We start from the raw sequence: 18,232 nt of genomic DNA, 5'->3' as shown, positions 1-18,232 counted from the left end.
TGAGGGGCATCAGGCAGCCGTCGCCAGTCCCTTGACCGGCAATGAGTCCAGGAAGAGCGCGCCCGCCAGCAACCCGGCACTCCCCCGCGGGCTCCACGCGCGTGCGTGCAGGTCGGCGTCCAGCGACGCCAAGGCCTCCGCGCCCGCCTCCGTCGCCGTGCCGCCCGCTTCCAGGACTCCGCGGGCGCCCGCCTGGACGTGCCGTAGTCCGAGGGGGCCCGCGGCGTAGAGCAGTTCGGTGTCCTGGAGGGTGGACATCACCGTGAGCAGGGCGTCCAGGCGGGCCTGTTCCTCCGCGGCGCCGGCCGCGCGGGCCTTGGCCAGCGTGTCCAACGCCCGCCGTACGTGCGGGAATCCGGCCCGTGCCTCGCCCCGCGCCCCGGCCGCGCCGTACTTCGCGGACACCGAGGAGCCCCGGGAGGGCTTGCGCGGGGCGCGCTTGTCGGTGTGCGCGGCGATGCGCTTGGCGGTCGCGGCGACGTCCCGCGCGCCGGCCCGGGGGTCGAGCGCGGCCGCGGCGACCAGCAGGCCGAGCGCCCACAGCGCGCCCCGGTGACCGCCGCCGGCCAGGTGCACGGAGTGTTCGGTGCACCTGCCGATCGCGCCGAGTTCCGTACGGAGCCCCGGCGTCGGCTCGCCCGTGCGCCGGGCGGCGGCGGCCATCGCCGCGAGGCCCGGCGCGAGCGACTTGGCCGACCAGCGCAGCATGCGGTGGTCCCGACGGGTGACGCGGGCGCCGAGGTCGCGCGGGTCGGGCAGGCCCGGCTTGGGGGCCAGGGCCAGCTGCCCGGTCAGCGCGGTCACGGCGGCCTGCGCGAGCGCGTCGTCCTCACGGCTGCTCATGGTCGTATCCCCTACGAGGAGGCCGAGGCCGACGGGGTGCCGCTGGGCGCGTCGCCCGGGGGCGTACCGCCCTCGCCGCCACCGCCGCCGCTGCCCGCGCCGGTGTTCTCCGCGTCGGGGTCGACACCGATGGTGAGGAAGCCCTTGTAGCCCTTGGAGGGGTCCTTCTTGTGCACGGCCTTCAGGGTCAGCAGGCCGCTGGAGGCGCCGCCGCCGTCGTACACCATGTCGTTGTCGAGGGTGGTGTAGCTGCCGGAGTGCTTCGAGTAGGGCTCCAGCGTGAAGATCTCCTCGGCGATGTCGTCGGCGAAGAACAGCTGGCCGGTGTAGTTGACCTTGCCGCCCTCGTAGGTGCCGTCCTCCTTCTGGCCGCCCGTGTGCACCTTGAGGTGGATGTGGCAGGTGCGCGGGGTGTACCAGCCCGGGAAGATCGTCTCGAACTTGACGACCCCGTTGGCGTTGGCGATCTGGTAGCCGCGCAGGTAGGTGTTGTCGTTGGCGGTCGAGCCGTCCTCGCTCTCGGCGGGCGCGGAGCCGCCGGGGTTGGCCGTGGTGTAGCCGGAGTAGTAACCCCAGGCGTCGCAGTGCCAGATCTCCACGGCGGCGCCCTTGACCGGGGTGCAGCCGTCGGTGGCGTCGACGACGGTGAGGCGCAGGGTGAGCGGGACGCCGCTCTTGCCCTCGGTGATGTCCTTTCTCACCAGGGCGTTGTCGAGGTAGTACGGGCCTTCGGTGACGCTCGACATCAGCGTCATGCAGCCGGAGCTCTCCGAGGCGGTCGCGCTTGCCGCCGCGCCATCGGTCGTGGTCGTGGTCGTGCTGGTGTCGGCGAAGGCGGCCTGGTAGCCCGCGACGGCGAGCCCGCCCGCCGCGACCGTGCCGCCGGTCACCACCATCGCGCGGCGCCGAGTGATCGACTTGTCCTTGTGATTTCCCGTCATGCCCCAGGAAGTTAGGGACGCCACCCGTCAGAACCTTGGGGTGGCGCTGTGCGGGGGCTGTGAGTGCTGAGGAAGCTGAAGTGGGTGGCTTCCCTTGAGATACGGGGGCGGTGCTACACCGCCATCAACGGCGCGTCCTCACGCCACTTCAGAATCTTGTCGAAGCTCACCACCGCCCCGCCCCATCCCGGCTTGTTGCCGATCTGGACGTGGTCGGCGAGTTCCTCGATGAGGCAGAGGCCGCGGCCGTGCTCGGCGTCGGTGGAGGCCGGGCGAGGGGCGCGGGGTGCCAGGAAACCGGGGCCCGAGTCGGCGACCTCGATGTGGCACTTCTCGCCGTCCAGATAGGCCGTCACGCGGTAGGCCTGGGGGGAGCCGTCGGGCTCGCTGTCACCGCCGTGCTCCACGGCATTGGCGCAGGCCTCGCTGAGGGCGACGGAGAGGTCGTACGAGACGTCCGGGTCGACGCCCGCGGTCTCCATGGTGCCGATCAGCAACCGCCGGGCGAGCGGCACGCTCGCAGCTTCCCGCCGCAGATGGAGTGACCACCAGATGCTCATGCTCCAGCCTCCTGGCCGCGGCTCGACATACCGTTACGTATTGCCACGAGTGCGGGGGTGTAAGCACATCCTTGACGTGATGCCGCCCATATGGTCGATGCGCCCACGTTGGAATCGGTGTATGTAGGGTCCGCCCACACCAGAAGGTGATCTTCCGGTCGTACGGTCTCTATCGCCCCGTACGTCCCGAACCGCTCGTAAGTCATCTTGCGGACCTGCCGTATGGCGGTCATAAGGCCAGTGCGATGATGAGCCCGCCATGACTGCCCCCCACCCGCGCACGGTGCGCTCCGGAGGAGATCTCCGGATACTGCGGGCCGCGGTGTTCGCCGCGGTCTGCGTCGTGCTGGCCGGTGTCGGGCACGCGCTGGGTTCCTGCGCCACGGTCCCGCTGTGGACGCTGGGCGCCGGGTTCCTGGGGGTACTCCTGGTCACGGTGCCGTTCGCCGGGCGGGAGCGCTCGCTGACCGGGATCGCGGCACTGCTCGCGGCCGGCCAGACCGCCCTGCACGCGCTGTTCGGGCTCGGGCAACACGGCGCGGCCACCGGGGTGTCCAGCACTGCGGCCACCTTCGACGCCGCGCTCATCGAGCAGGCCGCGCGGCTCGTCTGCGGTACCGCCGCCGCGGCCATCAGCCCCGCCCAGGCCCAGAAGCTCCTCACCGAGGCACGGCTCCACCCGGCCGCGGGCACGCACGCCTCGCACCCCGCGGCGGACGGCATATCCGCCGCCACCAACACCTCCGCATCGCTCCTGCCGTCCCTGCCCATGGTGCTGGCGCACCTCCTCGCGGCGGTCGTCGCGGGGTGGTTGCTGCGGCGCGGGGACCTGGCCCTGCTGCGCATCGTCGAGATGTCCGCCTTCTCGGCGCACTCGGTCGCCGAGGGCGCGTTCGTACGATCCCTGCGCGGGGCGCTCGCGCTGGTGCGCGCCCTGCGTGCCGGGCTGCCCGGCGCTCCCGAGGCGGGCCCGCGCGTCCCGCACGCCGAGTGGTCCGGCCCGCCCGAGCCCCGCACCCTCGCACTCCAGCACTCGGTGATCAGGCGCGGCCCGCCCGCCGGCGCCGCACTCGCCCTCGCCGCCTGACACGACGCGACCGCCACTCCACTGAAGTGGGCTGAGGGGCCGCCGTCGTGCGGCACGCGCGCGTACCCGGTTTTCGATGGGCCGACCTGTTCCCTCGTGGTGGGCCTGATCGGGCACCCCTGCGCACGCGTACTCCTCTTCACCCCTCTTCACCACCGGAATCCGAACCTCATTCACAGTGGAGTGCTCAGCATGAAGGCCTCTCGCATCGCCGCCACGGGCGCGCTCACCGGCACGGCCGTGCTCGCCCTGTCCGTCCCCGCCTTCGCCCACGTCAGCGTGCAGCCCGAGGGCACCGCGGCCAAGGGCGGCTACGCGGTCGTCGACTTCAAGGTGCCCAACGAGCGCGACGACGCCTCGACCACCAAGCTCGAAGTGAACTTCCCGACCGACCACCCGCTGGCCTCCGCGATGCCGGAGCCGATGCCCGGCTGGAAGATCGAGGTCACCAGGTCCAAGCTCGACAAGCCGATCGAGATGCACGGCGAGAAGATCTCCGAAGCGGTCTCCAAGATCACTTGGACCGCCGAGGGCAAGGGCGTCGAGCCGGGCTACTTCGAGAAGTTCCCGGTCGCCATCGGCCAGCTCCCCGAGGACGCCGACGAGCTCGTCTTCAAGGCGATCCAGACGTACTCCAACAAGGAGGTCGTGCGCTGGATCGAGGTCCCGCAGGAGGGCCAGGAGGAGCCCGAGAACCCGGCGCCGGTCCTCGCACTGTCCGCCGCCGAGGAGGGCCACCACGGCTCGTCCTCCTCCGAGAAGGCCTCCGACTCCGACGACGCCGAAGCCGCCGCCGCGAAGACCGAGGCCGCCGAGCCCGCCGACAGCAGTGACACCACCGCCCGCGTCCTGGGCGTGGTCGGCATCGTCGTCGGCGCGCTGGGCGTGGCGTACGGCGTGCTCGCCGGCCGTCGGCGCACCAACGCCTGACCCACCCGTACACCCACACCTAGGGACGCCCCCGTGTCCCCGGCCCACTGGCTCTCGGCCGGGGCCGGGGGTCGTCCCCCGGGAGATTGCAGCAGCATGCGTAAGACAACACTCGCCGCGGCCGCCCTGCTCGCCGCCGCCACCCTGCCCCTCTCCGCCTGCGGCAGCGGCGACGACAGCGCCGACCCCGTCACCGTGGTCTCCGAGGAGCCCGGCTCCGACAAGGCCGCCATCGTCCTCGACAAGCCGTTCGAGAAGCCGGACCTGGTCCTCACCGACACGAACGGCAAGAAGTACGACCTCCGCAAGGAGACCCAGGGCAAGCCGACGCTGATCTACTTCGGCTACACCAACTGCCCCGACGTCTGCCCGCTGACGATGAACAACCTCGCCGTCGCCAAGAAGCAGCTGCCCAAGGCCGAACAGGACGAGCTGCGCGTCGTGTTCGTCACCACCGACCCGGAGCGCGACACCGCGTCAGCGCTCGGCAAGTGGCTCAAGGGCATCGATCCGCAGGTCATCGGCCTGACCGGCAGCTTCGACACCATCCAGGCCGGCGCGCGCACCCTCGGCATCTCCATCGAGCCGCCGCACAAGGACAAGAACGGCAAGATGGTCTCCACCCACGGCACCCAGGTCGTCGCGTTCTCGCCGAAGTCCGACGCCGGATACGTCCTCTACACCGAGGACGCCACCGTCGACGAGTACACCAAGGACCTCCCCAAGCTCATCAAGGGGGCCAAGCCGTGAGGCGTCTCGTCGCGCCGGTCGCGGTACTGACCGGGGCCCTGGTCCTCGCGGGCTGCGGTTCCGAGGACTCCAAGGCCGAACTGTCCGTCAGCGGCGCCTACATCCCGCAGCCGGTCTCCGACTCCATGGCCGCGGGCTTCCTGACGATCACCAACAAGGGCGGTACGAAGGACCAGTTGACCTCCGTCACCAGCGACGTCGGCGAGGTGACCGCTCACGAAACGGTCGACTCGTCGATGCAGGAGGTCAAGAACGTCGACGTCCCCGCGCACGGTCAACTCGTGTTCAAGAGCGGCGGCAGCCATCTGATGTTCGAGAAGCTGAAGCGCAAGCCCGAGCAGGGCGAGAAGGTGACCGTGAAGCTCCACTTCGCCGAGTCCGGCACGGTCACCGTCGAGATGCCGGTGAAATCCGCGACGTACAACCCGAAGACCGGACACTGAGGGAGAGATCGCCTTGACCCAGACCATCGCCCCCCGCGTCCGGACCCTGATGCCGTCGCGAGTCCGGACCCTGGTTCTGCTGCTCCTGGCCGCCGCCGGCCTGCTCCTCGCCGGCGCCGGGCCGGTCTCCGCGCACGCCGCGCTGACCGGCAGCGACCCCCAGCAGGGGGCGGTGGTGGACAAGGCCCCGACCCAGGTCTCCCTGACCTTCTCCGAGAAGGTCGCCCTGTCCGACGACTCCCTGCGCGTGCTCGACCCCAAGGGCAAGCGCATCGACCAGGGCGACCCTGCCAACCTCAGCGGCACGACGTACGCCGTGAAACTCCACAGCGGCCTGCCCGACGGCACGTACACCGTCACCTACCAGGTGGTGTCCGAGGACAGCCATCCCGTCGCCGGCGCCTACACCTTCTCCATCGGCGCCCCCTCGCAGACCAGCGTCTCGGTCTCCGGGCAGGAGGCGGGCGGCGGAGTCGTCGGCTGGCTCTACGGGTTCGGGCGGTACGTGTCGTACGCCGGCTTCATCGTCATGGTCGGCGGCGCGGCCTTCGTGCTCACCTGCTGGCAGCGCGGAACAGGCGTACGGGCGCTGCAGCGGCTCGTCGTCTCCGGCTGGCTGGCCCTGACCGCCGCCACGCTCGGCCTGCTGCTCCTGCGCGGCTCGTACACCAGCACCGGCAAGGTCGGCGACATCTTCGACCTGGAGCTCCTCGGCCAGGTGCTCCAGACCAAAACGGGCGCGGCCCTGGTGTCCCGGCTGCTGCTGCTCGCCGCGGCGGCGCTGTTCATCGCGGTGCTGTTCGGGGCGTACGAGAAGCGGGAGGACGAGGAGAAGCGGGACCTGACCTTCGGGCTCGCCGTCGGCGGGACCGTCGTGGCGGCGGGGCTCGCGGCGAGCTGGGCGATGTCCGAGCACGCCTCGACCGGGCTCCAGGCCGGGATCGCGATGCCGGTCGACATCGTCCATCTGCTGGCCGTCGCGGGCTGGCTCGGCGGGCTCGCCGCGCTGCTCGTGGCGCTGTACTGGGCGCCCACGGACACGCCCGTCGAGGCGTCCGCCGTACGACGGTTCTCCCGCGTCGCCTTCGGCAGCGTGCTGGCACTGGTCGCGACCGGGATCTACCAGTCGTGGCGGCAGCTCGGGTCGTGGTCGGCGTTCACCGACACGCGGTACGGGCAACTGCTGCTGGTCAAGATCGGGCTCGTGGTGCTGCTGGTCGGGGTCGCGTGGATCTCGCGGCGGTGGACGGGGCGGCTGGCGGACACGGTCGTGCGGAAGGCGCGGAAGGCGGCGGAAGCCGTCGAGGGCGAGACCGTCGACGGCGAGAGGGAGCACGCCACTGCCAAGGCGGGCAATTCCGGATCCGCTTCCACCTCGGCCCCAGCCTCCACCTCGACCTCCGGCAAGAAGGGCGTCTCCGCCGCCGTATCCGAAAAGGGCGACTCCAAGCGCGCCGCCCAGCTCGCCCGGCAGCGGGACGCGATCGACACGGCACGGCAGAAGCGGCAGCGGGACGCCGACCCGAACCGGTTCGGGCTGCGCCGCTCGGTGCTCGCCGAGGCGGGCGTCGCCGTCGTCCTGCTCGCCGTCACCACCATGCTGACGTCGACCGAGCCGGGGCGTACGGAGGAAGAGGCCAAGGCGGCCACGTCGTCCGCGTCCGCCGACGCGTCGTCGTCCGGGGCGCTGACCCTGGACATGTCCTTCGACACCGGCGGCGAGGACGGCAAGGGCGTCGTACGGGTCGACCTCGATCCCGCGCGCGTGGGCGGCAACGAGATGCACGTCTATGTGCAGCGGCCCAACGGGCGCGCCTTCGACATCCCGGAAGTGAAGATCGCCTTCACCCTTGAGTCCCAGGACATCGGGCCGCTGCCCGTCGTCCCCGACCACATCTCCACCGGGCACTGGTCGGCTAGCGGAGTACAGATCCCCATGGCGGGCGAGTGGAAGATCGCCGTGACCGTGCGGACCTCCGACATCGACCAGGCCACCATCTCCAAGAACGCGCAGATCGGCTGAACCTCACCATGGCTGACCAGTCCATTCCGGAGGCCCGTACTCCTCAGACGCCCCTCAAGGGCGAGACGGCACTTAATGGCGGCGTTTCCGAGAGCGCCGCCAATAAGGAGGCCGTTGGAGAAGGCGCCACCCTGAAGGAGGGCATCTCGCGGCGACGGCTGCTCGGCACCGCCGGTGCCACGGGGCTGGTGCTCGGTGCGGCCGGCGGGGCCGTGGGATACGCCGCCCGGCCGACCGAGGCGACGCCGCTCACCTCACTGGGCGCCGATCAGGTGATGTTTCACGGGAAACATCAGCCCGGCATCCTCCAGGCACTCCAGGCGCGCGGCCACGTCGTCGCCTTCGACCTGGCGGCGGGCGCTGGCCGCAAGGAGGCGGCAGCCTTGCTGCGCCGCTGGTCGGAGACGGCCCGGCGGCTGATGGCGGGCGAGGCGACGCAGCAGGACGACACGGATGTCGCCCGGGACGCGGGGCCGTCGTCGCTGACGATCACCTTCGGCTTCGGGTTCGGCTTCTTCACGCGCACCGGCCTGGAGAAGCAGCGCCCGGTCGCCCTGGACCCGCTGCCCGACTTCTCCTCCGACCAGCTCGACAAGGCACGCAGCAACGGCGACCTGTGGGTGCAGATCGGCGCCGACGACGCCCTGGTCGCTTTCCACGCCCTGCGCGCGATCCAGAAGGACGCGGGCCAGGCGGCCAAGGTGCGCTGGCAGATGAACGGCTTCAACCGGTCGCCGGGCGCCACCGCGCACCCGATGACCGCGCGCAACCTGATGGGCCAGATGGACGGCACGCGCAATCCGAAGCCGACGGAAGCCGACTTCGACCAGCGCATCTTCGTGCCCGAGTCCGGCTCGAAGGACCCGGCCTGGATGGCGAACGGCTCCTACGCCGTCGTACGCCGCATCCGCATGCTCCTCGACGACTGGGAGCAGCTCTCGGTCAAGGCGCAGGAGGACGTCATCGGGCGCCGCAAGTCGGACGGGGCGCCGCTGTCCGGGGGCGCCGAGACGGCCGAGATGGACCTGGAGAAGGTCGACAAGGCGGGGAACCTGGTCGTCCCCATCAACGCCCACGCGCGCATCACCCGGCCCGACCAGAACGGCGGGGCGGCGATGCTGCGGCGCCCGTTCTCGTACCACGACGGCATCGACGCGGACGGGGTGCCCGACGCGGGCCTGCTCTTCATCTGCTGGCAGGCCGACCCCCTGCGCGGCTTCGTCACCATCCAGCGCAAGCTCGACCGGGGCGACGCGCTGTCGAAGTACATCCGACACGAGGCGAGCGGACTGTTCGCGGTGCCGGGTGGGGCGGCGGAGGGGGAGTACGTGGGGCAGGGGTTGCTGGAGGGGTGACGGAGGGGGAGTACGTGGGGCAGGAGTTGCTGGAGGGGTGACTGTGGCGTCGGCCCGCCCTTTGAGGCAGCCGAGTGAGATGTGTACACCGCGTTTCGCAAGGCCCATTAGGGTGAGGTCATGCCAGCGAGCTATGCCTATCTCGGCCCCGAGGGCACCTTCACCGAGGCCGCCCTGCGCACGCTTCCCGAGGCCGCGACCCGGGAGCTGATCCCCTACGTGTCCGTGCAGTCCGCGCTCGACGCGGTCCGCGTCGGCGAGGCCGAGGCCGCGTTCGTACCGATCGAGAACTCCGTCGAGGGCGGTATCACGACCACGCTCGACGAGCTGGTCGCGGGCGCGCCGTTGATGATCTACCGCGAGGTGCTGCTGTCGATCACCTTCGCGCTGCTGGTCAGGCCGGGTACGAAGCTGTCGGACATCAAGACGGTCTCCGCGCACCCGGCCGCCCAGCCGCAGGTGCGCAACTGGCTCAGGGCCAACCTCCCCGACGCCCACTGGGAGTCGGCCGCCTCGAACGCGGACGCCGCCCGCCTGGTCCAGGAGGGCCAGTACGACGCGGCCTTCGCCGGCGAGTTCGCCGCCGCGCTGTACGGCCTGGAGGCCCTGGAGACCGGGATCCACGACGCGGAGAACGCCCAGACACGCTTCGTGCTGGTGGGCCGGCCCGCGCGGCCCGCGGCACCGTCCGGCGCGGACAAGACGTCCGTGGTGCTGTGGCAGCGCGACGACCATCCCGGCGGCCTGCGCGACCTCCTGGGCGAGTTCGCCACCCGCGGCATCAACCTGATGCTGCTGCAGTCCCGCCCGACCGGCGCCGGCATCGGCAACTACTGCTTCTGCATCGACGCCGAGGGGCACATCTCCGACCGCCGGGTGGCCGAGGCGATGATGGGGCTGAAGCGGATCTGCCTGGAGGTGCGGTTCCTGGGCTCGTATCCGCGCGCGGACGTGAAGCCGGGGGATGTGCAGCCGCCGCGCCTGGGGACGTCGGACGAGGAGTTCGTGTCGGCGGCGGACTGGGTGGCCCGGTGCCAGGACGGACGGTTCTGAGCGGTTCCGGACGGTTCTGAGCGGCCTTGTGGCCGCCGGTTCCGGACGGCTTCGGCACAGGTTTCACGCCGGTACTACCAGCCGATTATCGTTATCCACAGGAGTTATCCACAGGTCCTCAACTCGACCTGGGGACAAGTCGACAGGCAAGCGTGACCCTGTCGACAAATCGCTCCCCGAGGCCCGTCGGCGTCCACCACCGCGCAAGTCACCCTTCGTCCACTCTTTTCCTTTGGGCAATCCTTTGGGGCGACCGCTATCCACTCGAAAGTGGGGATGCGTAGGGTTTGTCCTGGGAATCCTCGACTCGCGCGCCGCGTTACGGAGTGATCAATTCCGACGTCCACAACCCATCCACACAGCCTGTGGATAACTCTTCGGAGGCTGGGGATTCCTGTGGACAACCGAGCCCCAAGTCCCGTTCTCCACAAGGGAATCGGGTCAACTGGCCGCCGCACCCGTGCCCCGTTCCAGGGAGTGAGACCCTTTTTATTGACACGCCTCGCAATTCCCCCATAGCTGAACGTAAGCCGCAGTTCGGAATAGCGAGTCGTGGCCTGTCACCCCACCCCGGTAGCCTTGGGCGCGTGATTGACCTTCGCCTGCTCCGTGAGGACCCCGACCGAGTGCGCGCCTCCCAGCGCGCCCGTGGAGAGGACGTCGCGCTCGTCGACTCCCTCCTGTCTGCCGACGAGCGGCGCAGGTCGTCCGGCGTCCGCTTCGACGAGCTGCGTTCCGAGCAGAAGAACCTCGGCAAGCTCATCCCCAAGGCCTCGGGCGACGAGAAGGCCGAGCTGCTGAAGAAGGCGAGCCAGCTGGCCGCCGACGTCAAGGCGGCCGACGCCGAGCAGAACGAGGCCGACGAGGAGACCAAGCGCCTCGCGCTCCAGCTCGGCAACCTCGTGCACCCCGACGTCCCGGTCGGCGGCGAGGAGGACTTCGTCGTCCTGGAGACGCACGGCACCATCCGCGACTTCGGCGCCGAGGGCTTCGAGCCCAAGGACCACCTGGAGCTCGGCGAGGCGCTGGGCGCCATCGACGTCGAGCGCGGCGCCAAGGTGTCCGGCTCCCGCTTCTACTACCTCACCGGTGTCGGCGCCCTGCTGGAACTGGCGCTGGTCAACGCGGCGATCGCCCAGGCCTCCGAGGCCGGGTTCATCCCGATGCTCACCCCGGCGCTGGTCCGCCCGCGCGCCATGGAGGGCACCGGCTTCCTCGGCCAGGCCGCGGAGAACGTCTACCACCTGGAGAAGGACGACTACTACCTGGTCGGCACCTCCGAGGTCCCGCTCGCCGCGTACCACATGGACGAGATCCTCGACGCCGAGAAGCTGCCGCTGCGCTACGCCGGCTTCTCGCCGTGTTTCCGTCGCGAGGCCGGCACCTACGGCAAGGACACGCGCGGCATCTTCCGCGTGCACCAGTTCGACAAGGTCGAGATGTTCTCGTACGTCGCCCCGGAGGACGCGGAGAACGAGCACAAGCGGCTCCTGGAATGGGAGAAGCAGTGGCTGACCGGCCTTGAGCTGCCCTTCCAGGTGATTGATGTGGCCTCGGGCGACCTGGGCTCGTCGGCGTCCCGCAAGTTCGACTGCGAGGCGTGGATCCCGACCCAGGGCAAGTACCGCGAGCTGACCTCGGCCTCCAACTGCGACGGCTTCCAGGCACGCCGGCTGTCCGTCCGCATGCGCGACGGCAAGAAGGTGCAGCCGCTGGCGACGCTGAACGGCACGCTGTGTGCCGTACCGCGCACGATCGTGGCGATCCTGGAGAACCACCAGCAGGCCGACGGCTCCGTCCGGGTCCCCGAGGTGCTGCGCCCGTACCTGGGCGGCCGGGAGGTCCTGGAGCCGGTCGCCAAGTGAGCGCCGGCTTCCCGTACCAGCTGATCGCGACCGACCTCGACGGAACGCTTCTGCGCTCCGACGAGTCGGTCTCGCGCCGCACCCGTGACGCCCTCGCCGCGGCCACCGAGGCGGGCGCCGCGCACATCGTCGTCACGGGTCGCGCCGTCCCATGGACCCGGCCCATCCTCGACGACCTCGGCTACCACGGCCTCGCCGTCTGCGGCCAGGGCGCGCAGGTCTACGACGCCGGCGAGCACCGCCTGCTGACCTCGGTCACCCTGGACCGCCAGCTGGCGGGCGTGGCGCTGGCCAAGATCGAGGCGGAGGTCGGCCCGCTGTTCCTGGCGGCCAGTCGGGACGGCCTGGACGGCGACGTGCTCGTGGGCCCCGGCTACGCGGTCACAGGCACGCTCCCGTCGACCCCGTTCACGGACGCGTCGGATCTGTGGTCCGCCCCGCTGAACAAGATCTACATACAGCACCCAAGGCTGTCGGACGACGAACTGGCCGAGGCCGCCCGCCAGGCCGCCGGCGGTTTCGTCACGGTGGCGATGGCGGGCGAGGGCATCGTGGAACTGCTGCCCCTGGGCCTGTCGAAGGCAACGGGACTGTCGCTGGCTGCCCGCCGCCTGGGCCTCAAGGCCGCCGACACGATCGCCTTCGGCGACATGCCGAACGACATCCCGATGTTCGCCTGGTCGGCACACGGGGTGGCGATGGCCAACGCCCACGAGGAACTCAAGGCGGTGGCGGACGAGATGACGTCCTCCAACGAGGAGGACGGGATCGCGGTGGTGCTGGAGCGGTTGCTCGGCTGAGGCTGCGAGCACCTCGCCTCGTCAAGCCAAGGGCCGCCGTATCCGCGACCGCCGTGGGCAGTCGTTCCGCAGCGCGATGGGGGTCCCCCCGCTCGAGCGAAGCCGAGAGTGGGGGAGGGTGGGCTGCAGCGCCGGGTACCTTCTCAACGCGCCAAGCCCTGGACTGCGGCCCAGCCTCAGTGGCAACGTCTCGCGGAGGATGCACGAATCGAACGTGCGCGGGCTTTTCAGGCCCGACCTTGACTCGCCTTTAATTGAACACAGCGCAAGCCAGTGCCTTACCACTCGGCCAATCCTCCGGGTGGGCGGCCCACGCGAGAGCGACATCGCGTGCTCGAAGCGGCCGCCCCGGGCAGCTCCGTGTGCGGAGCGGGGTCGACGGTGGGGTAACTACACCGGAACCCGCCGCGGACTGCCCTGTCGGGAGCTGAACGTACTGTCGTGCATGGACATCGCCCAACTCCTCTCCCAGAGCGCGGCGCCGGCCTCAACCAGCGTCTTCGACACAATCATGCTGCCTGTACGCCGAGTTGGGCGCCACCGAATAAAACGGCCGTACTGGGATCAAGGCCGTACGGGGATCAACGCCGCCGCCACTTGCGCCGCCGCGCCTTGCTGAAGAACCACCCGGCAGGCGGTTCGTCCGAGCGCCACGGCTGCGGCTCGGGCTCCTGACGGCGCCAGCGCTCGGCCAGCATCCGGGCCCGGGCGGACGGCTCGGACGTCTCCGCGGACCGTACGAAGTCCTCGTCCAGGACGAGGTCGTCCCAATCGTCTGCCATACCCGGTCCTCTCAACCGAACATCCGCTTTTGCCCAGTGTGCCCGGACAGAGGTGAAGCCCCCGTCAAGAGCGGGCCCCCTCAGGGGCCCGGCTCTTCACTGCCTGCCGTCTACTCCCCGGCCGGCTACTCCTCACCCGCCAGCGTCAGCGACCGCAGCTTCTGCCCCGCGTACCAGGTCGCGAGCACGGTGACCGCGGCCAGCAGCACCGTCGCCGTGGTCAGCCCGACGTCCGACGTAACCATGTCCCCGCCGGCGACCTTCTGCGCCACCGCCAGCGACCACTGCTGGACGCTCAGCGTGCGCGCACCCGGCACCAGGGAGCCGAACAGGGCCTCCCAGACGAGCGCGTAGACGAGCCCGAAGACCACCGCATGCCGGGACACCGTGCCGAGGAGCAGGAAGAGCGCGGCGTAGGCGATGGAGGCGACGAGCGCCGCGACCGTGTAGGCGACGGCGATCTGCTGGCCGTTGCCGTTGAGGATGAATCCGGCGATGAAGGTGGGCAGCGCCGAGAACACCATCGTGACGGCGATCGCCACGATCAGCTTGGTGAAGATGATCGTGGGCCGTTTCACCGGCTTGGACAGCAGATACACCACCGAGCCGTCGTCGATCTCCGGCCCGATCGCACCCGTGCCGGCGATGACGCCGATGATCGGCACCATGGTGGCGAGGGCGAGCCCGCCGAGCAGGTCCGACGCGGTCTGGTCGTCGGCTCCGGCGAGGAGGCGCACGAACACGGAGATGACGATGAGCAGGAGCGGCAACGCGCCCAGGATGAGGGCCCGGCGACGGCCGAGCAGGGCCCGGTAGGTGAGCCGGGCGACTGTGGGGTCGTACATCTTCGGCCTCCTACGCCGCGACGAGATACGAGAAGACGGACTCGAGGGACTCGTCCGACGGCGAGACGGTGAGCAGGCGGATGCCGTGGTCGCGCGCCACTCTGGGCAGCAGGGCGGTGAAGCGGCCGAAGTCGACGGCCTGGATGTGCAACGCGCCCTCGGCCAGGTCGACCTCGATGCCGGACGTCGACGGGTCGGCGATCAGCGCGGACGCGAGGGCGCGGTCGTCGCTGGAGCGCACCAGGTAGCGGTGCGGGCGGTCGGTCATCAGGCGGCGGATCTTGCGGAAGTCACCGCTGGCCGCGTGCCGTCCGGCGACCACCACCTCGATGTGCCAGGCGAGTTGCTCGACCTCTTCGAGGATGTGGGACGAGAACAGCACCGTGCGTCCCTCGTCGCCCATGCGTCGCAGCAGGTCCATGAGCTGCATGCGCTGGCGAGGGTCCATGCCGTTGAAGGGCTCGTCCAGGAGGAGCAGCGAGGGGTTGTGGACCAGGGCGGACGCCATCTTCACGCGCTGGCGCATGCCCTTGGAGTACGTCGAGATCTTGCGGTCCTGCGCGTACTCCATCTCGACCGTGGCCAGGGCCGTCTGGGCGGCCTTGGCGCCCAGGCCGTGCAACTCGGCGTTGGCGACGACGAATTCGCGGCCGGTGAGGAAGTCGTACATCGCCTCGCGCTCGGGGACGATGCCGATGTGCTTGTAGATGGCCTCGTTGCGCCACACCTGCTGGCCGTCGAGGGTGACGGTGCCGGTGGAGGGGGCCAGGAAGCCGCCCATCATGTTGATGAGGGTGGACTTTCCGGCGCCGTTCGGTCCGAGGAGGCCCGTGACGCCGGGGCCGATCGTCATGGTGACGTCGTTGACGGCGACCACGTTGCCGAACCAGCGGGAGACATGGTCGATGGTGAGCGTGGTCACAGTCCGACCTTTCGGTAGCGGCGCATCATGAGGCCGTAGCTGGCGGCGATCAGGCCCAGGGTGACGAGGACGTAGACGACGCCTTCGCCGTTGCTCGGGCCCACCGCACCGGGGAACGCGGAGCTCGCGCCCAGGAAGGCGGACTGCACGCCGTCGATGAGTGTGATCGGCGAGAAGAGGCCGATCCAGGCGATGGCGCCGCTGCTGCCGCCGCCGTCGAGGGACTGCGCGTCGGCGATGGCCTGGAGCGTGGACACGGCGCCGTAGGAGATGGTCAGGACGGCGATCACGGCCGCGATGCCGAAGCCGCGGCGCGGGGTGACCGACGCGATGACCAGGCCGATACCGGCGAACAGCAGCGAGAGCAGTGCCACGGAGACGAGTCCCTGTGCGAATCCCTTGGTCTGGTCGGCGAAGTCGAGCTTGGCCAGCAGCGCGCCCACATAGAGCACCAGGAGCGGGGCCGCTGTGAGGAGGAACAGCGCGGAGGCGAGGGCCGCGAACTTCGCCCGTACGTAGTCGGCGGTCTCGATGGGCCGCGAGAAGTACAGCGGTACGGTCTTGAAGCGCAGGTCGCGGGAGACGGACTGGGGCGCCTGCGAGGCGACGTACAGGCTGATCACGGCCTGCATGACGATCGCGTAGCGCGTGTAGTCGACGGGCAGGTCGTTGGCCTTGGTGGCGACCGCGACGGCGACCATGATGGCCGCGGGCACGCACATCACCACGAACAGCAGCATCGGCAGCACCTTGGACTTCACCGAGCGGCCGAGGCCGTAGGCGCCGCGCAGGGACTGCGAGTAGAGCGAGCGGGTGGCGTAGGAGCGGCCGAGTCGGGGGCCGTCGTACGCGCGGTAGCCGATGTTGTGGATACGGGTCTGGTCACCCGACGTCGTCGCTACGGGGTGCTCAACCGCCATGGCCGACCGCCTCCTTGCGCTGTGCGTCGGTGCTCTGTTCGCTGCCGCGTTCCTCACCCTGCTCGCTGTCCGTGAAGACCTCCGAGATGTGGTGCCGGCGCTGTTCCATGCGCACCAGGCCGAGGCCGAGGTCGGCGACCACGTCCCGTACCAGGTCGTAGGTCTCGTCGCCCTGCGCGGTGAGCAGCAGGATGTGTCCGGCGCCCGGGAGGCCGCCGCTGCCGTCGAGAACGTCCACCCCACGCGCGTGGAGCGCGTCGCGCACCGCGTGGGTGCCGTCCGGGTGTGCGTCGGTGTCGGTGACCTCGATGGCGAGGGTCGTCGTGGTCTGGGTGAAGTCGGTGGTGGAGCTGGAGCGCAGGAGCTTGCCGCCGTCGACCACGACGACGTGGTCACAGGTGCGCTCCAGTTCGCCCAGCAGGTGCGAGGTGACCAGGACCGAGATGCCGAAGTCCGTGTAGATACGGCGGATGAGTCCGAGCATGTCGTCGCGGCCGACCGGGTCGAGGCCGTTGGTCGGCTCGTCCAGGAAGACCAGCTGCGGGTCGTGGACCAGGGCCTGCGCCAGCTTCACGCGCTGCTTCATGCCGGTCGAGTAGCCGCCGATGGGGCGGTAGCGCTCCTCGTACAGACCGACGTGGCGCAGCGTGTCAGCGGTGCGCTCGCGCGCGGCGGTGGGCGGCAGGCCGGACATGCGGGCCATGTGCACGACGAACTCGGTGGCCGAGACGTCGGGCGGCAGGCAGTCGTGCTCCGGCATGTACCCCACCCGCTCGCGGATGGTGGCGCCCTTGGTGGCGACATCGAGTCCGAGCACTTCGGCTCGGCCCTCGGTGGCGGGGGACAGACCCAGCAGGATCTTGATCAGTGTGGACTTGCCGGCTCCATTGGCTCCGACGAGTCCGGTCACACCGGGCCCGACGTCCACGGAGAGCCGGTCAAGCGCGGTCACCCGGGGGAACCGCTTGCTCAGGCTTTCGGTCGCGATCACAGTCACGCTTCGAAGGTAGTGACGCGGACCACGCCGGTCGTCACCCCGTAGAGCTGTCTTGGGGTCAGACTCCAGATGTACGGGCACCTAGGGGTCACCCTGAGGTCGAACAACGCGGCCCTGGTTTTCCACATCGGCCGGCATGGCGGCAGGGTTTTCCACAGCCCTCGGCAGCCCTATTGACGCAGCCTCTAACAACTGTCACATTCGCCAGTGTCAAGTTACGGACACGTACCGCAGTCAGCGTGGACAAAGTGGGGCGGTGGCATGACGACGGCAGCGACAGGCGAACTCCGTACGGAATCCGCGGAATTGCACGGGTTCAGACGGGTCCAGCGGCTGGCGTACGAGTGCGCGGAGGCCGTGGCGGCGCAGCTGGAGCCGGGTATCACCGAGCGCGAGGCGGCGCGCATGCAGCGCGAGTGGCTGCGTGAGCGCGGGGTGCGGGACTGGTTCCATCTGCCCTTCGCCTGGTTCGGGGACCGCACGGCGTTCGTGAACTTCCGCGTCCCCTTGCAGTTCTTCCCGACCAACCGCCGCCTGGAGCCCGGGATGCCGTTCATCCTGGACATGGCCCCTGTGTACGACGGCTGCACGGCCGACATCGGCTACTCGGGCTCGCTCGGCATCAACCCGGTGCAGGACAAGCTGATGGCCGACCTGGAGGCGCACCGGGAGCTGATCCTGCGCGAGGTGCGCGAGCGGCGGCCGCTGCGGGAGATCTACGAGGACGTGGACCGGCTCATGGTCCGCCAGGGCTACGCCAACCGGCACCGCGCCTACCCCTTCGGTGTGATCGCGCACAAAGTCGACCGGGTCCGACAACGCCGCTGGTCAGCGCATGTCTTCGGGTTCGGCACCCAGTCCCTGAAGGGCCTGGCGAGCGACGCGTTGCACGGTCACCGCGAGGGCTGGTCCCCGCTGTGGTCGCCGTACCGCTTCTCCGACCATCCCCCGCAGCCGGGCCTGTGGGCGGTCGAACCGCACCTGGGCTTCAGGGGTACGGGCGCGAAGTTCGAGGAGATCCTCGTCGTGACCGACTCCCGGGATCCCGAGGAGAGCGCCTTCTGGCTGGACGACGACCTGCCGCACGTGCGGCGCTGGGCGGAGGAGAAGTGACGG

Annotated in this window: 18 protein-coding genes and 1 tRNA gene; 10 read left to right on the top strand and 9 right to left on the bottom strand. The window is 70.1% G+C overall.

What is annotated here, in order from left to right:
• Positions 1-9: 9 nt before the first annotated feature.
• The 3 genes from ACIA8X_RS04075 to ACIA8X_RS04065 form a co-directional block, all read right to left on the bottom strand.
• Positions 10-843, bottom strand: coding sequence for a triphosphoribosyl-dephospho-CoA synthase (locus ACIA8X_RS04075; protein WP_393455844.1), 834 nt, complete (start codon positions 841-843; stop codon positions 10-12).
• 11 nt (positions 844-854) lie between these two features.
• Positions 855-1,784, bottom strand: coding sequence for an intradiol ring-cleavage dioxygenase (locus ACIA8X_RS04070; RefSeq protein WP_393455841.1), 930 nt, complete (start codon positions 1,782-1,784; stop codon positions 855-857).
• 113 nt (positions 1,785-1,897) lie between these two features.
• A complete protein-coding gene (locus tag ACIA8X_RS04065; RefSeq protein ID WP_393455838.1) occupies positions 1,898-2,344 on the bottom strand; it encodes an ATP-binding protein in 447 nt (148 codons plus the stop codon).
• A 259-nt stretch (positions 2,345-2,603) separates the two neighbouring features.
• On the opposite strand from ACIA8X_RS04065, the gene ACIA8X_RS04060 reads away from it, so the two are divergent.
• The 9 genes from ACIA8X_RS04060 (at position 2,604) to ACIA8X_RS04020 (ending at position 12,650) form a co-directional block, all read left to right on the top strand.
• The gene (locus ACIA8X_RS04060) at positions 2,604-3,431 is read left to right on the top strand and encodes a hypothetical protein (RefSeq protein WP_393455835.1); all 828 of its coding nucleotides are present in this window, start codon (positions 2,604-2,606) and stop codon (positions 3,429-3,431) included.
• 192 nt (positions 3,432-3,623) lie between these two features.
• Positions 3,624-4,361 (top strand): YcnI family protein, encoded by a 738-nt coding sequence (locus ACIA8X_RS04055; RefSeq protein WP_393455832.1) that lies wholly within the window; start codon positions 3,624-3,626, stop codon positions 4,359-4,361.
• 96 nt (positions 4,362-4,457) lie between these two features.
• Complete coding sequence (locus tag ACIA8X_RS04050; RefSeq protein WP_393455829.1) at positions 4,458-5,111, top strand: SCO family protein; 654 nt, start codon at positions 4,458-4,460, stop codon at positions 5,109-5,111.
• The gene (locus ACIA8X_RS04045; protein WP_393455826.1) at positions 5,108-5,554 is read left to right on the top strand and encodes a copper chaperone PCu(A)C; all 447 of its coding nucleotides are present in this window, start codon (positions 5,108-5,110) and stop codon (positions 5,552-5,554) included. The genes ACIA8X_RS04050 and ACIA8X_RS04045 overlap by 4 nt, the downstream gene beginning before the upstream one ends.
• 13 nt (positions 5,555-5,567) lie before the next feature.
• Entirely contained in the window at positions 5,568-7,577 is a 2,010-nt protein-coding gene (locus ACIA8X_RS04040) for a copper resistance CopC/CopD family protein (protein ID WP_393455823.1), read from the top strand.
• An 8-nt stretch (positions 7,578-7,585) separates the two neighbouring features.
• The gene (efeB, locus tag ACIA8X_RS04035; RefSeq protein WP_393455820.1) at positions 7,586-8,932 is read left to right on the top strand and encodes an iron uptake transporter deferrochelatase/peroxidase subunit; all 1,347 of its coding nucleotides are present in this window, start codon (positions 7,586-7,588) and stop codon (positions 8,930-8,932) included.
• Between the two features lie 120 nt (positions 8,933-9,052).
• Entirely contained in the window at positions 9,053-9,985 is a 933-nt protein-coding gene (pheA, locus tag ACIA8X_RS04030) for a prephenate dehydratase (RefSeq protein ID WP_393455817.1), read from the top strand.
• 587 nt (positions 9,986-10,572) lie between these two features.
• Positions 10,573-11,850, top strand: coding sequence for a serine--tRNA ligase (gene serS, locus ACIA8X_RS04025; protein ID WP_393455814.1), 1,278 nt, complete (start codon positions 10,573-10,575; stop codon positions 11,848-11,850).
• The gene (locus ACIA8X_RS04020; protein WP_393455811.1) at positions 11,847-12,650 is read left to right on the top strand and encodes an HAD family hydrolase; all 804 of its coding nucleotides are present in this window, start codon (positions 11,847-11,849) and stop codon (positions 12,648-12,650) included. The genes serS and ACIA8X_RS04020 overlap by 4 nt, the downstream gene beginning before the upstream one ends.
• A 193-nt stretch (positions 12,651-12,843) precedes the next feature.
• Here ACIA8X_RS04020 and ACIA8X_RS04015 read toward each other — a convergent pair.
• From ACIA8X_RS04015 to ACIA8X_RS03990, 6 genes are all read right to left on the bottom strand, one after another.
• Positions 12,844-12,949: transfer RNA gene (locus ACIA8X_RS04015), tRNA-OTHER, on the bottom strand.
• Positions 12,950-13,231: 282 nt separating this feature from the next.
• Positions 13,232-13,432, bottom strand: a complete 201-nt coding sequence (locus ACIA8X_RS04010) for a hypothetical protein (RefSeq protein WP_393455808.1) — start codon at positions 13,430-13,432, stop codon at positions 13,232-13,234.
• Between the two features lie 125 nt (positions 13,433-13,557).
• Entirely contained in the window at positions 13,558-14,277 is a 720-nt protein-coding gene (locus ACIA8X_RS04005; protein ID WP_393455805.1) for an ABC transporter permease subunit, read from the bottom strand.
• 10 nt (positions 14,278-14,287) lie between these two features.
• The gene (locus ACIA8X_RS04000; protein ID WP_393455802.1) at positions 14,288-15,199 is read right to left on the bottom strand and encodes an ABC transporter ATP-binding protein; all 912 of its coding nucleotides are present in this window, start codon (positions 15,197-15,199) and stop codon (positions 14,288-14,290) included.
• Positions 15,196-16,119 (bottom strand): ABC transporter permease, encoded by a 924-nt coding sequence (locus ACIA8X_RS03995; protein ID WP_393455799.1) that lies wholly within the window; start codon positions 16,117-16,119, stop codon positions 15,196-15,198. The genes ACIA8X_RS04000 and ACIA8X_RS03995 overlap by 4 nt, the downstream gene beginning before the upstream one ends.
• On the bottom strand, positions 16,109-17,110 hold the full coding sequence (locus ACIA8X_RS03990) for an ABC transporter ATP-binding protein (protein WP_393456329.1): 1,002 nt from the start codon (positions 17,108-17,110) through the stop codon (positions 16,109-16,111). The genes ACIA8X_RS03995 and ACIA8X_RS03990 overlap by 11 nt, the downstream gene beginning before the upstream one ends.
• A gap of 267 nt (positions 17,111-17,377) precedes the next feature.
• On the opposite strand from ACIA8X_RS03990, the gene ACIA8X_RS03985 reads away from it, so the two are divergent.
• Positions 17,378-18,229: a M24 family metallopeptidase gene (locus ACIA8X_RS03985; protein ID WP_393455796.1), complete on the top strand. Its 852-nt coding sequence runs from the start codon at positions 17,378-17,380 to the stop codon at positions 18,227-18,229.
• The last annotated feature ends 3 nt before the right edge of the window (positions 18,230-18,232 follow it).

This window comes from Streptomyces sp. NPDC051738 (assembly GCF_044453205.1).
In the GTDB taxonomy this organism is placed as follows: domain Bacteria; phylum Actinomycetota; class Actinomycetes; order Streptomycetales; family Streptomycetaceae; genus Streptomyces.
This window is presented reverse-complemented; position numbering and strand designations above follow the sequence as displayed.

Excerpts from the sequence above, each read along its gene's own strand:
- ACIA8X_RS04075 (WP_393455844.1), bottom strand. The coding sequence starts at position 843 with ATGAGCAGCCGTGAGGACGACGCGCTCGCGCAGGCCGCCGTGACCGCG.
- ACIA8X_RS04070 (WP_393455841.1), bottom strand. The coding sequence starts at position 1,784 with ATGACGGGAAATCACAAGGACAAGTCGATCACTCGGCGCCGCGCGATG.
- ACIA8X_RS04065 (WP_393455838.1), bottom strand. The coding sequence starts at position 2,344 with ATGAGCATCTGGTGGTCACTCCATCTGCGGCGGGAAGCTGCGAGCGTG.
- ACIA8X_RS04060 (WP_393455835.1), top strand. The coding sequence starts at position 2,604 with ATGACTGCCCCCCACCCGCGCACGGTGCGCTCCGGAGGAGATCTCCGG.
- ACIA8X_RS04055 (WP_393455832.1), top strand. The coding sequence starts at position 3,624 with ATGAAGGCCTCTCGCATCGCCGCCACGGGCGCGCTCACCGGCACGGCC.
- ACIA8X_RS04050 (WP_393455829.1), top strand. The coding sequence starts at position 4,458 with ATGCGTAAGACAACACTCGCCGCGGCCGCCCTGCTCGCCGCCGCCACC.
- efeB (WP_393455820.1), top strand. The coding sequence starts at position 7,586 with ATGGCTGACCAGTCCATTCCGGAGGCCCGTACTCCTCAGACGCCCCTC.
- pheA (WP_393455817.1), top strand. The coding sequence starts at position 9,053 with ATGCCAGCGAGCTATGCCTATCTCGGCCCCGAGGGCACCTTCACCGAG.
- ACIA8X_RS04010 (WP_393455808.1), bottom strand. The coding sequence starts at position 13,432 with ATGGCAGACGATTGGGACGACCTCGTCCTGGACGAGGACTTCGTACGG.
- ACIA8X_RS04005 (WP_393455805.1), bottom strand. The coding sequence starts at position 14,277 with ATGTACGACCCCACAGTCGCCCGGCTCACCTACCGGGCCCTGCTCGGC.
- ACIA8X_RS03995 (WP_393455799.1), bottom strand. The coding sequence starts at position 16,119 with ATGGCGGTTGAGCACCCCGTAGCGACGACGTCGGGTGACCAGACCCGT.
- ACIA8X_RS03985 (WP_393455796.1), top strand. The coding sequence starts at position 17,378 with ATGACGACGGCAGCGACAGGCGAACTCCGTACGGAATCCGCGGAATTG.